Source organism: Streptomyces sp. NPDC005863, from assembly GCF_042871345.1.
Classification (GTDB): domain Bacteria; phylum Actinomycetota; class Actinomycetes; order Streptomycetales; family Streptomycetaceae; genus Streptomyces.
In genome coordinates, this window is sequence record NZ_JBIAII010000003.1 from 896,154 (window position 1) to 911,419 (window position 15,266).

Below are 15,266 nucleotides of genomic sequence, written 5' to 3' on the forward strand. Positions count from 1 at the left end.
GTCACCTCTCCTTCTGCAGTACGGACAGGGCGGCGATCAGCTCGGCCTGGGGTTCGGGGTGCACCTCTAGGGCGTCCAGGGGGGCGAGCCGGCGCTCCCGTTCGGCGGTGAGGACCTTCTCCAGGTAGTCGGTCAGCAGGCGTGTGCCCCGGTCGCGCAGCCGGACCGCGGCCTGGGCGCCGATGCGTTCGGCGAGGCTCTCCCCCGCGGAGCGCGCCCGGCGGCCGCCGAGCAGGGCGGTGGCGAGCAGCGCGGCGACGACCTCGGGGTCGGGCACGGAGTTCTTGTCGACCCGTTCGATCCCGCGGACCTCGTCCTCGGCGTACTCCTCCAGGACGCGCCGCCATCTGCGGACGGCCATGCCGATGCGGTGTTCGGCGTTCTCCATCTCCCGGTCGCGGTCGGCGAGGCCCGGGGCGCCGGCGGCGGGTTCGCGCCGCCACGCCTCGTCGATGCGCTCGTCGGCGGCGGTGACGGCACACAGCAGGAGCGCCTCCAGGCTCTCGGCGATGGCGTCGAGGAGTTCGCCGGGCCCGCAGTCGAGCGGGTAGCTGCGCCACCGCTTCAGGGCGCCGCCCGCCAGTACTCCTCCCGCGCGCAAACGCCCCTGCACGCGCGCGTGCTCGTTCTCGTACGCCTCGTCGACGGCGGAGGTGAGCCGCAGCGCGGCGGCGTACTGGGCGGCGACGGCCCCCGCGAGTTCCGGCATCCGGCTGTCGAGGGAGCTGATGACGCCGTGTGCGGTGCGGGCGACGGCCTGGGTGCGGGCGGCGGGTTCCTGCACGCGGTGGATGAGCCAGGCGCGCAGCGGGGCGACGGCGGTGGAGGGCAGCAGTCCGCCGCCGCCCGCGGATTCGGGCAGTTCGGGGATGGTGAAGCGCGGTACGTCGCCGAGGCCGGCCTTGGCGAGCAGCGCCCCGTACTGCCGCGAGACCTCGCCCACGACCTGGTGGGGCACGCGGTCCAGGACCGTGACGAGGGTGGCGTCGTGTTCTTTGGCGGTCCGCAGCAGATGCCAGGGCACGGCGTCGGCGTACCGCGAGGCGGTGGTCACCATGACCCACACGTCGGCCGCGGAGATGAGCTCCGCGGCGAGGTTGCGGTTGTCGGCGACGAGGGAGTCGATGTCGGGCGCGTCGAGGAGGGCGAGGCCGCGCGGCAGGGTCGAGGCGGTCTCGATGCGCAGCGCGCGCCCCGGCTCGTCCCCGAGCGCCTGCGGAGCGGCGTCGTCGCCGCCTCTGCCGTCCCCGCGACGCTCCGGCCTCTCTCCCCGCTCGTGTCCCCTCCCGTCGCTCTCACCGCCCTCAGAGGGCTCCTGCCGGGGCGTCCGCACGCGCGTGAGGTCGGGCAGGATGCGCATCCCGGAGAACCAGTGGTGGTCGTCCGGGTGGCAGACGAGCACCGGCGTACGGGTCGTGGGCCGCAGCACACCCGCCTCGCTGACCTGCCGGCCCACGAGGGAGTTCATGAGGGTGGACTTGCCGGCCCCGGTGGATCCGCCGATGACGGCGAGCAGGGGCGCTTCGGGTGCCTTGAGGCGGGGCACCAGATAGTCGTCGAGCTGTGCAAGGAGCTCGTCCCGGTTGGCACGCGCGCGTGGCGCCCCCGCAAGGGGGAGCGGAAAGCGTGCGGCGGCGACACGCTCGCGCAGGGCGGAGAGTGCGTCAAGCAATTGAGGCCGTACGTCCAAGGTCACCACATGCGAAGAATGCCCAATTTTGACGGCTTTCTGAAGCATATGGACGTCCCTGCGCGCCGATCGGACACAGGGGATGGAAGGGGCGAGCGGGGCGCAGGCATAACGAGTGCACAACACCCGGGGCGTGAGGCGCCAAAAGCGATGCGAGATTCGCACCTGCCTGCGATTATCAGGACCGCTTCACCGAACCTCCACATCACGGCGCGGAGGCGAAGCACCAGGGGCAGGGACCCGGGAGCCCTATCCTTGTCCCCGGCAAGGTCACGGATCTCCCCCACATCCGGCTCCATGCCACCGGCCACACCCGGCCCCCGTAGCTCAGTGGATAGAGCAGGCGCCTTCTAAGCGCTTGGCCGCAGGTTCGAGTCCTGCCGGGGGCGCACATTTACGCAGGTCAGAGGCCATTTCGAGCCCTCCGCAAGATCACTTGCGGAGGGCTTTTTCGTTGCCCAGAAGGGCGTTTCACCCTAATTTCTTCCCTCATTTTCGCCCCTCCGTCCCACATACGTCCCCCAGATCAGGAGTCTTCCCACGGTGCGGCACCATCGACGGGCAACTAATGCCTGGTCAGAGCCATCCTGACGGCCTATCGGGGACGCACAGGGCGGGCGCCACGGCGCCTGCTCTATCCCCCTCACCCCTTTTCCGCACGTCGCTGTCGCGGACGTCGCTGACCGTGGGTGCCTCTGCTATACGCGGCTTCGATCGACGCTTCGTCCACTACCGTGGTGAACCCACCGTTCGCGCAGATCAAGCGCATGACCTAGGAGCGAGGAGCGCCTTGCAGATCACTCCCCTCAGCCCCGAGGACCCCACCGAGCTCGGTGGCTTTGATCTGCTCGGACGGATCGGCCAGGGAGGCATGGGGCAGGTCTACCTAGGTGAGTCACCGGGCGGGGAGCCCGCCGCCGTGAAGGTGATCAAGTCGTCGGTCGTCGATTCGGAGTCCCGGCAGCGCTTCGCCCAGGAGATCGAGATCCTCAAGACGATCTGGGGTCCGCGTATCGCCGCGTTCCTCGACTCAGACGCGGAAGCCGAGCGTCCCTGGCTCGCCACCGAGTATGTGGAGGGGCCCGACCTGCGCAAGCACGTCGCTACTTACGGGCCCCTGCCCGCCGTGCTCGCAGCCTCGCTCGGCGCCACCCTCGCCGAGGCGCTCACCGGCGTACACAAGCAGGGCCTCCTTCATAGGGACCTCAAGCCGGCGAACGTCCTCCTCGGCCCCAACGGTCCCAAGATCATTGACTTTGGTCTCGCGGTCTTCGCCGAGTCGAGCACTTCCCTCACTGCGCCAAACCAGGTGGTCGGCACGCCGGCCTGCATGGCGCCGGAGCAGGCCGCCGGGGTCAAGCCGCTGACCGGGGCTGTCGATGTGTACGCGCTGGGCGCGGTGCTTCTCTTCGCCGTCACCGGGCGCTACCCGTATCAGGCCCCCAACGTCGTCATGGCCTTCCACATGGTGACCGATCCGTCGACGGCCCCTGATCTCACCGGAGTGCCTGATGAGCTCTCTCCCCTCCTGGCCGTGATGCTCGCCCAGGATGCGGCAGCGCGTCCCAGCCTCCCCGAGGTCGTCGCCCGGTGCCGCGCGGCCATCGAGGCAGCGGGGCTGAAGGTCGCACAGGCCCGTCGGCGACTCACCGCGTTCACGGCTCCGCAGGACCAGACGGCGACGGAGGCGCTACAGCCTCCAGCCACACTCGCCCTCGCTGACCTGCGGACGGTTACGGCGACGGCGGCACAGGCTCCGGAGTGCGGTGATCCGGACAACGCCCCAACAGTCGGGGAGACATCGCCCCAACCGACTGCCCATGACACTGCCGATGCCAACGACCATGCTCCGACGCTTGTCGATATGCCTCTGTCGGTTGAGCCGCCCGCTACGACGGCCACTCCTCGTCGTCGCTCCGAAAGGCCCACGCCCCGCTCCCTGCGCCAGTCTGTGCAAGCGCGTCGGACCGCTGAGCAACTGCGCATGGCTTACGCGGCGAGCGCCTCATTCTGACGGCATCGAGACCAGGGCTGGAATGGACACAGGCCGACGGCTTCGCGGCATAGCGAGCACCACGCACAATGGCATAGCGAAGCAGACAGTTTCAGGAGGCAGCGGGTGACCGTCGAGCAGAGCAGCGCCGTCACGACCGACAGCGTCGAGGACGCGCAGTTCCCCCCGGGCGCCCAGATCCTCGTACGCGACGAGGAGTGGCTGGTACGGAACGTCACCCGCACCCGGCATGACGGCGCCCGTATCGAGGCTGTCGGCGCCTCGGCGTTCGTGCGAGACCAGGAAGCGGTGTTCCTCACCGCTCTGGACCGGGTCGAGTTGATCGACCCGAAGAACACCCGGCTCGTCCTGGACGACTCTCCGAACTTCAGGCGCTCCCGGCTGTTTCTTGAAGCGGTGCTCCGCAAGACAGCCCTACCGCAGTCGGAGCGTGGCCTGGCCCTCGCGGACTCGTTCCTTCTCGACGCGTTGCCCTACCAGCAGCGCCCCGCCGAGCTAGCGCTCTCCGGCCGCAACCTGCGGCCCCGCCTTCTCATCGCGGACGTGGTCGGTCTCGGCAAGACCCTGGAGATCGGCCTGACACTCGCCGAGCTGATCCGGCGGGGCCGCGGGGAACGCATCCTCGTGGTCACCCCGCAGCATGTGCTTGAGCAGTTCCAACATGAGCTGTGGACGCGATTCGCGATTCCTCTGGTCCGGCTCGATTCCGTGGGTATCGAGCGGATCCAGCGGGAGATTCCCGCGGGCCGCAACCCGTTCACCTATTTCAAGCGGGTCATCGTCTCGATCGACACCCTGAAGAACACCGACCAGTACAGGCACCATCTGGAGCGCGTCAGTTGGGACGCGGTCGTCATCGACGAGTCGCACAACCTGATCAACCGGGGTTCCCTGCGCAACCAACTCGCAAAGACCCTCGCCCCACGCACCGACGCGCTGATCCTCGCTTCCGCCACCCCGCACAACGGTGACGCTCGTTCCTTCGCCGAGCTGATCTCACTCCTCGACCCGGCAGCCATCCGTGATCCGGAGCGCTATCGGGCCGAGGAAATTGAGCACCTCTTCATCCGGCGTACAAAGGTCAGCCCCGAGGTCCGCGATCAGATGAAGGGCCAGTGGGCGGATCGCGGCCCCTCCCTGGCGATCCGGTGCGCTGCAACCGCCGCAGAGGAGAAGGTGTTCGAGGAGCTGGCGGAGGTCTGGTTGCCCATATACGGGCGCAAGTCCGTAAGCGCCGTTCCACTGTTCCCCTACACGCTTCTGAAATCGTTCCTCTCCTCGCACGAAGCTTTGAAAGCCACGGTCGCGGCACGGATCAAAACGCTGGAGAAGAAGGACTCGGCCCAAGTAGACGAGACTACGGCCGAGTTGGCGGCACTTCAGCGGCTTCGCGAACTGGCGGCCGGCATGGCGGATGGCGACTCGGCGAAGTTCGGCGCGCTCGTCCACCAGCTGAAGGAGATCGGCGTCGGCCCGAAGTCCGATACCCGCGTCGTCGTCTTCTCCGAGCGGGTGCACACCCTGGAATGGCTGCGGAAAGCCGTGCCGGCCGTGCTCGGGTTCAAGGGCAAGGCCGCGACCGAGGTGGCACGCGTCATGCACGGCGGTCTCTCCGACGAGCAGCAGATGCAGTGCGTCGAGGACTTCGGCCTGGCCGACACCCCCGTGCGCATCCTGTTCACCGGCGATGTGGCCTCCGAAGGCGTCAACCTGCACCGCCAGTGCCACCAGTTGATCCATTACGACGTTCCGTGGTCGCTGATCCGCATCGAGCAGCGCAACGGACGTATCGACCGCTACGGGCAGACGTTCCAGCCACAGTTCCGCGCCCTGATTCTCACCAGCGATGTCGAGGGCGCGAAGGACGACACGCTCGTCGCCGAGCGCCTGCTGGCGCGGGAGGACGAAGCCCACCGGGCGCTGGGCACGGCCGAGGCGGTCTCCGGCCTGTACCGGGCGGAGGCCGAGGAGCGGACCCTCATCCAGGATCTGCTGCGCGGTCGCACCGTCGAGGAGTCCCTGGAGGCGCACCATGGGCAGAAGGGTCCCGAGGACGCGGGCCTCGACGACTTCCTGGCCGACTTCTTCGGCGCTGTCGGCGAGGGTCCGACCGACGGCGACGGAGCTATGGACGGCGGCACCGCGAGTGTGGCGAAGGCCGATGTGCCACGCCTGTTCACCTCCACCAGGGAGTTCTTCGACGAGGCGCTGCGCGAGGTGTTCCCGGACGCGCGGGACCGCCTCGACCTGTCGGCGGATCCCGAGTCGGGCCTCATCTCGTTCATCCCACCCGCCGATCTCCTCCACCGGCTCCGCGCCCTGCCCCCGGACTACGTGCGCGAGCAGCGCCTGCGCGAGCGGCTCCTCGTCACCATGAACCGCAGACTCGCCGACCACGCGCTGCGCCGAGCACGCGAGTCGTCCACCTCCAGTTGGCCGGAGATCTCCCTCCTGACCGACCTGCACCCCGTGGTGGAGTGGCTGACCGACAAGGTCTTGGTCCGTCTCAACCGCCAGGAAGCTCCGGTCATCACCGCAAGGGTGGACCGTGCGACGTACTTGATCCAGGGCATCTACTCGAACGCGCTCGGCCGCCCGACCGTCGTCAAGTGGATGGCTGTCACCAGTGACGGGACGGTCGACGACGACATGGTGGCCATACTGCGCCGGGCCGGCGTCGACCCGACGATGGCCAACCCACTGCGCCCGCACAACACCAAGCGGCTGAGCGAAGCCGTCCCCGCTGTTCTGCAGGCCGCGGAAGCCTTCCTCGAACAGCACCGTGAAGCCTGGGACGAGCCACTGCGCGGGCCCATCGAGCGCTACAAAGAGCGGCTCGGGACGTGGGAACAGCCGTCACTGGCCGGCGAGCGCACCAAGGAAAACCTCACCTCCCTCGCCGACTCACTGCTGACCACGGGCCGCCCCATGCTCCGCGTGCTCGCCGTCCTCGCCCCCGCGGCCGTCTGACTCCTCGCGAAGGTCTCTCACCATGACGTACGACTCCCTGGTCAACCGCGGCGACTACTTCTCCCCGCACTACCTGGCCGAGGTACTGCCGAAAGACCTCAAGTCCGGCCTGCTGGCCGAGTGGAAGCAACGCGAGAGCGAAGCCGGAGACGGCTCCGATCCCGAAGGACTGCCCGTCACACCCCGCACGGGGCTGCGTGCCCTGCGCCGCTCGTACTTCCGGGCGCGCTCGTACTTCGCCGTACCGGAAGAACGCGAAGCCACCGAGGAGGCGGTCGGCTCCGACGACACGGATACCTACGCGTCCCCCGCCTGGCGTGAACGTGTACGCACTCTGAACGCGGAAGTGCTGCGTGCGTTCGGCTACGACGCCAAGCCGGGCCTGATCACGGTGGAGCGCGCGGACCACGCATACGAGGTGAGTGTCGCCCACGCCGAACAGGGCCTGGTCGCCCTGGACTGCGGCTGGTCCGCCGAGGCCGACGACGCCTTGGACCCGGACGGTGCGGGACGCCTCCTTTCCCCCCTCGTGCTCGACGGACAGCACAGCCTGACGACCGGCGCGAAGCTGGCCTCTTTCCTCTTCGCCTGCGAGGACGCTCCCCGGTACGTCCTGTTGCTGGTCGGCGGCGTCGTGGTGCTCGCGGACCGGGCGGCGTGGGGAGAGGGCCGTTACCTGGCGGTCTCCCTGGATGCCGCGCTGGAGCGCAACGACGTCAAGGTGGGCGGCGAACTCGACACCGTGGCAGCCCTGTTCGGCGCCGACTCTCTGCGTACCCCTGCGGAGGGCGGCGAGAACGCCCTCGGCGAACTGATCGACAAGTCCACCAGGCACGCGGTCGGTGTCTCCAGCGAGCTACGTGACGGCCTGCGCACCAGCGTCGAACTGATCGCCAACGAAATCCTGGAACGGCTGCGGGAACAGGGCGTACGACCGGAACAGGTCAAGGAACTCCCGGAACTCGGACGCCAGCTGACCCGCGAGTCTCTGCGCTACCTGTACCGGATCCTGTTCCTGCTGTACGCGGAGGCCAGGCCCGAGCTCGGCATCCTGCCCTCCGATTATCCCGAGTACCAGCAGGGTTACGGGCTTGGCCGGCTCGGCGAACTCGTCGCCGACCGCGACCTGACGGACGAGAAGGCGCGCCAGGGCGTCTACCTCTACGAGTCTCTCGCCCTGCTCTTCCGTAAAGTGCAGGAGGGCCACCGACCTCGGCGCACCCACGGCTCTGACTCTGACTCCGAAACGCTCAGGGACAAGACCTCCGAAGGTATCGGGCTGCGCTTCGAGCCCCTGCACTCCCAGCTCTTCGAGCCCTCCGCCATCAAACTCATCGGCGAGAAGGCGATCGCCGATCCCCGCAACGACGCCGACGAGAGCGGCGAGGAGCGCTTTCTCGACACACGACTGCGCAACGCCACCCTGTACCGCGTGCTGCGCCTGCTGATGCTCACCCGCGGCAGCAAGGGCCAGCGCGGCGGCTTCATCTCGTACGCCCAACTCGGAATCAACCAACTGGGCGCGGTGTACGAGGGGTTGATGTCGTACACCGGCTTCGTCGCGAACGAGGAGCTGTACGAGGTCGCCAAGAACGGCGATGCGAGTGGTGGCTCGTGGCTGGTGCCGGCCTCGAAGGCGGACGGGCACCAGGACGCCGTCTTCGTACGACAGCGGGACGAGGACACCGGCGAGGAACGCCGCGTGCGCTACGCCGCCGGGTCGTTCGTCTACCGCCTGTCCGGACGGGACCGCCAGACGTCGGCGTCGTACTACACGCCGGAATCCCTGACGAAGGTCACGGTGCAGCTTGCACTGCAGCACAGGCTGGACCAGGATGGCACGGTCACGCCTGCGAGAGAGCTCCTCGACTGGAAAATCTGCGAGCCGGCGCTGGGCTCGGGGGCCTTCCTCAACGAGGCAATCAACCAAGTCGCAGCAGAGTATCTGCGGCGTCGGCAGGACGAGTTGGGTACGCCCATTGGCACCGAGTCGTACGCGATCGAGCTGCAGAAGGCAAAGGCGTACATCGCGCTGCACAACTCATACGGCGTGGACCTGAACTCCACGGCAGTCGAGCTGGCCGAGGTGTCGCTATGGCTGAACACCATGCACCCAGGCATGGAGGCGCCGTGGTTCGGCCTGCACCTGCGGCGCGGCAACTCCCTGATCGGCGGACGGCGGGAGGTGTACTCTGCCGAGAAGCTGAAGAAGGCGGCGTGGCTCGGCTCCACCCCGGAACGCTTCCCCCTCACGGAAGCGAAGGACGGGCTCCCCGCCACCGTCACCGAGAAGAAGACCCGAAGCGGCGAAACCCAACGGCAGGTCGAGAACGCGGTCCACCACTTTCTGCTCCCTGCGAAGGAGTGGGGTGCGGTCGCTGGCGAGAAGGAAGCCAGAAACCTGGCCCCTGAGGCCGCCAAGGCTCTGGCGACCTGGCGCAAGCTGATGACGCGGACGCCCACGAGCAGACAGTCGGAGCGGCTGCAGGGGCTGGCTCGACGCGCCGAGTATCTGTGGCAGCTGGTCGCACGCCGTCTGGAGATCTCTGAGCGGGACATCTCGCGGCGGATTGACGTGTGGGGCGCAGAGGACGGGTGGCTGCGGGCGCCGGCGGAGGCTGTTCCGCGGGAGGAAGTGCTGGCCGACCTGGAGGCGGTCGACACTCCCTACTGGCGGCTGAAGACGCTGATGGACGCGTGGTGCGCGCTGTGGTTCTGGCCCGTACAGGAGACTGGGCTGCTGGATGGATCCGATGCCAGGTATCGCCGGGCCGCCGAGCTGGCAGAAGAGTCGGCGGTGTACGAGGCTGCTGCGGGCGCCGCGCCTTCGCAGGAAACCGTCGAGGCTGAAGACGATGACGGCGTGCTCATGGCCTGGGAGGTCGACGCACTCCCGGGGTTCACAGCCGACCCCAAGCAGCTCGCGCTGACACGGGAGAGAGTGGAGAAGCGGCGGGCAGGGCGCCGCAAGGAGGCGGTCAAGGAGCAGCGGCGGGCCGTGATTCCACTGGCAGGTCTTGACGACTGGATCGACTTCGCGGAGGCACTGCTTGGGACACAGGACGTACCTGCGGAGTCGCTGGTGTCGGCGTTCGAGTCACTCAGCGAGCTGACCCCCTATGAGGACGCGCTGCCGGACTTGATGGGAATGGATCGGAGTCACTGGCTGGAGAGCCGGTTCCCCTGGGCGGCTACGGCTCGGGATATCGCGCTGCAACAGGGTTTCTTCCACTGGGAGTTGGAGTACGCGTCCGTTTTCGCCCGGGGTGGGTATGACCTTCAGGTGGGCAATCCGCCTTGGTTTCGGCCTCGGTGGCAGGAAGATGTAGTTCTGGCGGAGCTTGACCCATGGTTCGTGTTGTCGGAGAAGCCGAGTGCAGCTGAGTGGCGGCTCCGCAAGGAGGAGGTGCTCACCGAACCCGCACGGGAATACTTCTTGGGAGAACTCTGCCGAAACGTGGGAGTTGTCGAGATGCTTTCATCTCCGACCATCTATCCACTTATTTCCGGAACGCAACCCAATCTGTACCGCTCGTTCATGTGTCAAGTTTGGACCCATTCTGGACATTCCGGCACAGTCGGCATGGTGCATCCCGACACTCACCTGGAAGGAGTTAAGGAGGGCCGTCTGCGCGCTGCGACGTATCGGCACCTGCGCCTGCATGCAACGTTCGTCAACTCAGGAAACTGGGCCTTCGAGATCGGGCGTACCGTCTCCTTCGGCATGCATATTTACGGCGAAGAGCGACCGTACGTCGAATTCGACAGCGTCAGCCAACTGCACTCCGCGCAGGTCTTGCCCGACTCATTGACTCACGATGGCCAGGGCGAGATTCCGACACAGAAATACAACGGGACCTGGGATGTGCGCCCCCACCGATCCCGCGTGGTGCGCGTCACTGACTCCCTCCTCGGTGAGTGGCAGAAGCTCGGTGGAGCGGCTGCTTACCCAGTCCAGGAAACACAGTTGCTGCACCCCATCACAACGTCAGAACAGGGAGCAATCATTGCTCTGGCTCAAGCTAGTAAAAGGATCGGACATCAGGGGCCTCTAATCAGTGCCGGCTACCACGAGGCCACGGCGAAAACTGAAGGGATCATTCGATACAAGGTTGACCAACCGATTGGATGGGACGAGACCATCCTCCAAGGCACGCACTTTGCCATCGCCACCCCCTTCGCTAAACAGCCGAACCTGCCCATGAAGAACGCCAAGGACTGGATTCCCTGGGATCTCAGAAGCTTGCCGAGCGACAGTGTTCCTCGTACCACTTACGTGCGCGCGTGTGGGCGCGACGAGTACGAGTCGGCTCAGGACCAGTGGGACGGCGCCCGGTACACCGAACGGTTCCGTCTCACCTGGCGCAGAATGATCGACCCGAAGAACACGGAGCGTAGCCTGTTCGCCGCACTGCTACCGCCAGGACCTACTCACGTTCACGCCGTCCACTCCATGGCCTTGAGAGACGACCAGACCACGGCGCTCAACGCGGGTTTCTGGGCATCCCTTCCGCTCGACTACCTCCTTCGGATCACAGGACGGTCCGACCTCCAATTCACCGAGGCCCTCAAGATGCCTGCCGCCACCGCAGGCCACCCCCTGGCCGCCCCCCTCCTCCTCCGCACCCTCAGACTGAACTGCTTGACCAACGCCTACGCCCCCCTCTGGCAGGAACTGTTCCACCCCACCTGGCCCCACTACGAGGATTGGACCCCCATCTGGCCAAACCTCGCCCCTCTCAGCTCTCACCTCACTTCCACCTGGGAGGTCAACACCCCTCTGCGCACGGAATGCGAGCGCCGAGCCGCCTTGGTCGAACTCGACGCACTCGTGTCCGTCTGGCTGGGCATCACCGCCGACCAACTCGCCGCGATCTACAAGTCCCGCTACGCCGTACTCGCCGACCGTGAAGCGGCCATGTACTTCGACGCCACCGGCCGCCGGATCTCCGCCGACCCCTATGCCTACGGTCACGCGCAGACCAAGCAGGACTACCCGGCCCTCCTGGACCACCTGGCGAGCCCCACCACCAGTTCGCCCCCAGACGGCTACACCGCTCCCTTCTACAAGGCCGACCGGGAATCCGAAATGCGCGCCGCCCACGCCCACTTCCAGGCTCGACTGGACGCCGAGGTCAGGGCCGGCCGCTGGACCCCGTCCACCCTGGCCGCAGCACCCCCGACCCCAGATGGCACACCAGCCACTTCGAACCGTGGAGGCGTGGCATGACATCGGACCCCGGGTCGACAAGCCCCGCTCACCCAACGGAGACTGCACCCGCCGCGTCGGGCCCCGGTACCACCTTCAGCGGCCATGGCCCGGGCTCCCCACAGCAGACCGATGTCGCCGTCGAGTTCAACGACATAGGGCGTAGCACCGGCGTTGAGACGGAGACCATCGGCGAGCGCGAAGGTTCTCCCTTCGACCCCGACCAGATCGAGGTGCTGCCCCGCAACACCACGGTGTCACTGCTTCTCGACCGACTGCGCCGGGGAGCCCTCAACCTGACTCCGGACTTCCAGCGCCGCTCGGGTATCTGGAAGCACCGCGAACAGAGCCGGCTCATCGAGTCGCTGCTCCTGCGGATCGCGCTGCCCACCCTCTACGCAGCCGAAGAGGACGACGACTCCTGGGTGGTCGTCGACGGGGTTCAAAGGCTGACGACCCTCGCTCGTTTCGTCGCACCGGACGCGATCGATGCCGAACCTCTCCGACTCAAAGATCTTGAGTACCTCGGCGAGTTCAACGAAAGGACCTTCAAGGAGCTCCCCGGCCGGTTCCAGACGCGGGTCCTCGAAACGGAGCTGACCGTGCTCCTCATCCGGCGGGGGACTCCTGAAGAGGCGAAGTTCAATATCTTCGCCCGAATCAACACCAACGGGCTTCCACTCTCCCGGCAAGAGCTCCGTCACGCTCTGATTCCCGGCCGTGCCAGGGAGTTCATCGCTGAGCTGGCAAGCAGCCCGGAGTTCATCGAAGCGACCGACGGGAGCATCTCGCCGGACCGGATGTCGGACCGCGAAATGTGTCTACGCTTCCTTGCGTTCACGATGACGGCACCCGAGAGCTACGTCGCGCAGGACTTCGACTACTTCCTGCGCGAAACCATGCATCGCCTGAACACACTCCCATCGGAGGAAGTCAGCAGCCTCCGTGAGAAGTTCAACTTCGGAATGACAGCCAGCCGGGCCGTTTTCGGCCCCAACGCCTTCCGAAAGCAGTACACGACCTCTACCGGCCGCCGGACTCCAGTGAACAAGGCGCTGTTCGAGTCGCAGGCGGTACTGCTTTCACGCCTCTCGCCCCGCGAGATCAGCACGCTCGTGACCTACGCGGACAATGTGAACCGAAAGTTTCAGGCGCTCATGGACAACGACCCAATCTACTTCGACTCCATCTCCTCTGGAACGGGTGATGCCAATAAGGTGAACTACCGATTCCAGTCACTCAAGGAAATCTTCCGGGACGTACTCGATGCTTGATCTCCTCGCCCTCACAAACTTCAAATCCTTCGCCCGCCAGGACATCCCCCTGGCTCCCTGCACTGTGCTCACGGGCCTGAACTCCTCCGGAAAGAGCTCCGTACTTCAGGCCCTGGCACTACTGCGCCAGTCGTACGACAACGGCGACCTGGCTCCGACGAGTGACCGCATCCCGGGGCTGCTGCTGAACGACGAGCTCGTCCAGCTGGGATCCGGCCGAGACGTCCGCCACGAGTCGTATCTGGAAGAAGACCCCCGTATCAACCTCACCGTGCAGGGCGATGGCATCACCGCTACCTGGAGCGCGGAATACGAGCCTGAGGCCGACCACTTGGCCCTCAGCAGCAGACTCGGAGACCCCGGAGATCTTCCCACCCTCTTCGGCCCCGGTTTCCAGTATCTCCGTGCCGACCGGGTTCCCCCCGAGGTCAGTTACCCACGTTCGCACCACGCCGTATCCACCCGCGGATTCCTCGGTGCCCACGGTGAACACACCGTCAACTTCCTCCGCGCGCACCAGGACGAACCGGTGGAGCCCGCGTCTCTGCGGCGACCGGAGTCCCCCGCGTCAACGCTCCTCGATCAGAGCGCCGCGTGGATGCACCGTCTGTGCCCGGGAGTGAATCTGCGCGCTGAAGGCATCACAGGGACGGACACGGTCCGGCTCAGTTACAGCTTCGGCTCCGGCGCGTCCGCCTCCAACTGGTACCGGCCGACTAACGTGGGGTTCGGCCTCACCTACGCGCTGCCCATCGTCGTCGCCTGCCTGTCCGCCCGGCCGGGATCGTTGATCCTCCTGGAGAACCCCGAAGCGCACCTCCATCCTCAGGGGCAGACCTGGATGGCCCACCTCGTCGGGGCTGCCGTTGCCGCAGGCGCCCAGATCGTCCTTGAAACCCACTCGGACCACGTGCTCAACGGTCTGCGCCTCTCCGTGAAGAACGGCGTGATTCCCGCCACCGACACCGCGGTGCACTACTTCCGCCGTGACGGGCAGCGCACCGAGATCGTCACCCCGCGCATCGAAGACGACGGCTCCCTCTCGGACTGGCCAACAGGATTCTTCGACGAGTGGGAGAACTCCTTGGAACAGCTCCTCGACTGAGGAAACGCACCGAACCGTCAACGCCGCAAGGCTTTGACCTGACATCACCCGTGGGAGGGGACGCAGTGCCGTTGTCGTTGTTCCTCAACGAGCTGTCCTGCGAGTCGGACGCCAGTCCGAGCGAGGTCGACAAAGCGATGGAGTGTTTCGTCAGGACTCTGAAGCACCTCGGCGGCTGGCAGAAAGTCACCTTGGTCACCCAAAGTCCGCTCGATCCTGTTGAGCTCGCCCGCGGCTACGTTTACCAGCAATGGGTGAGTGCCCACCCCCGCAACCGGGACCGGCATCGCTACATCCTCGGACTGCGCGACCGTCATCCCTCCAGGCATGTGCTTGAGCAAGCCGGACACGATCCTGACGGAATCGAGTGCTTCCACGATGGTCGCCTCGCCATCGGCATCCGAGCTGCCTATCTGACCGACAGTGTTGCCGTCAGTCTGCCCCTGATCCCGAAGTGGGAGGCTTCATGGCTCGACATCGAGCTGTACCACTACGGTGAGGCGGACGTTGAGCATGGCCCAGGACGTGTCCGGCACTGTTCCGCCCCCGAACAGGCCGACGAGCACGAATCGTGGGCCCGCGACACCGGCCTTCGGTCACTTTCCAGCCCGAAAGAACTCCTCGCTTCCTGGGACCAGTTCTTCCCCGCACTGGAACGTCTGCCGCGCTTCGAGCGCGACCTGCAGAGACTCGACGTGAAGTGGTTCCGTCCCGTCCGGGACCTCCTCGCCGACCTGCAGTCCAGCGCCGCCGACCATTGGGACCTCGACCGTTCTCCCGAGCCGGCCTGGCAGAACCCCCACATCACACCGGAGTCCCAGAGTCGACAGCACCTGTGTACCTTCCTGGATCTCGACGGCCAACGTCGGGCCTTCTCCCTGCACGGACGAATGACGCCAGGAAAGGGCCGTCTCTACTTCCGCCTCATTCCCGAGCGGATGACTTTCCGCCTCGCCTATGTCGGCCTGAAGCCTGGCAGTGATCGCGAGTCCTGACCTCATTCC

8 protein-coding genes, 1 tRNA gene and 1 pseudogene are annotated in these 15,266 nt (G+C 66.5%); 8 read left to right on the top strand and 2 right to left on the bottom strand.

The window, feature by feature from the left end; genetic code table 11:
- Position 1: 1 nt before the first annotated feature.
- A complete protein-coding gene (locus ACFYO9_RS16240) occupies positions 2 to 1,699 on the bottom strand; it encodes a dynamin family protein (RefSeq protein ID WP_358776092.1) in 1,698 nt (565 codons plus the stop codon).
- Between the two features lie 307 nt (positions 1,700 to 2,006).
- On the opposite strand from ACFYO9_RS16240, the gene ACFYO9_RS16245 reads away from it, so the two are divergent.
- From ACFYO9_RS16245 to ACFYO9_RS16270, 6 genes and pseudogenes are all read left to right on the top strand, one after another.
- Positions 2,007 to 2,079, top strand: a tRNA-Arg gene (locus ACFYO9_RS16245).
- A 401-nt stretch (positions 2,080 to 2,480) separates the two neighbouring features.
- The gene (locus ACFYO9_RS16250) at positions 2,481 to 3,704 is read left to right on the top strand and encodes a protein kinase (protein ID WP_358776094.1); all 1,224 of its coding nucleotides are present in this window, start codon (positions 2,481 to 2,483) and stop codon (positions 3,702 to 3,704) included.
- Positions 3,705 to 3,809: 105 nt separating this feature from the next.
- Positions 3,810 to 6,674 (top strand): DEAD/DEAH box helicase, encoded by a 2,865-nt coding sequence (locus ACFYO9_RS16255; RefSeq protein WP_358776096.1) that lies wholly within the window; start codon positions 3,810 to 3,812, stop codon positions 6,672 to 6,674.
- Between the two features lie 22 nt (positions 6,675 to 6,696).
- Entirely contained in the window at positions 6,697 to 11,904 is a 5,208-nt protein-coding gene (locus ACFYO9_RS16260) for a class I SAM-dependent DNA methyltransferase (RefSeq protein ID WP_358776098.1), read from the top strand.
- On the top strand, positions 11,901 to 13,157 hold the full coding sequence (locus ACFYO9_RS16265) for a DUF262 domain-containing protein (protein WP_358776099.1): 1,257 nt from the start codon (positions 11,901 to 11,903) through the stop codon (positions 13,155 to 13,157). The genes ACFYO9_RS16260 and ACFYO9_RS16265 overlap by 4 nt, the downstream gene beginning before the upstream one ends.
- A pseudogene (locus ACFYO9_RS16270) lies at positions 13,150 to 13,296 on the top strand (AAA family ATPase); the annotation flags it as partial. The gene ACFYO9_RS16265 and the pseudogene ACFYO9_RS16270, both read left to right, overlap by 8 nt.
- Here ACFYO9_RS16270 and ACFYO9_RS16275 read toward each other — a convergent pair.
- Complete coding sequence (locus ACFYO9_RS16275; protein ID WP_358776124.1) at positions 13,276 to 13,641, bottom strand: hypothetical protein; 366 nt, start codon at positions 13,639 to 13,641, stop codon at positions 13,276 to 13,278. The pseudogene ACFYO9_RS16270 and the gene ACFYO9_RS16275 sit on opposite strands and share 21 nt — an antisense overlap.
- A 135-nt stretch (positions 13,642 to 13,776) precedes the next feature.
- On the opposite strand from ACFYO9_RS16275, the gene ACFYO9_RS16280 reads away from it, so the two are divergent.
- Both ACFYO9_RS16280 and ACFYO9_RS16285 read left to right on the top strand, forming a co-directional pair.
- Positions 13,777 to 14,262 carry a DUF3696 domain-containing protein gene (locus tag ACFYO9_RS16280; protein ID WP_358776120.1) on the top strand — a complete coding sequence of 162 codons (486 nt, stop codon included), beginning with the start codon at positions 13,777 to 13,779 and terminating at the stop codon, positions 14,260 to 14,262.
- Between the two features lie 65 nt (positions 14,263 to 14,327).
- Entirely contained in the window at positions 14,328 to 15,257 is a 930-nt protein-coding gene (locus ACFYO9_RS16285; RefSeq protein ID WP_358776101.1) for a hypothetical protein, read from the top strand.
- Positions 15,258 to 15,266 lie beyond the last annotated feature (9 nt).

Coding starts and splice junctions, on each gene's coding strand:
- ACFYO9_RS16260 (WP_358776098.1), top strand. CDS start 6,697: ATGACGTACGACTCCCTGGTCAACCGCGGCGACTACTTCTCCCCGCAC.
- ACFYO9_RS16265 (WP_358776099.1), top strand. CDS start 11,901: ATGACATCGGACCCCGGGTCGACAAGCCCCGCTCACCCAACGGAGACT.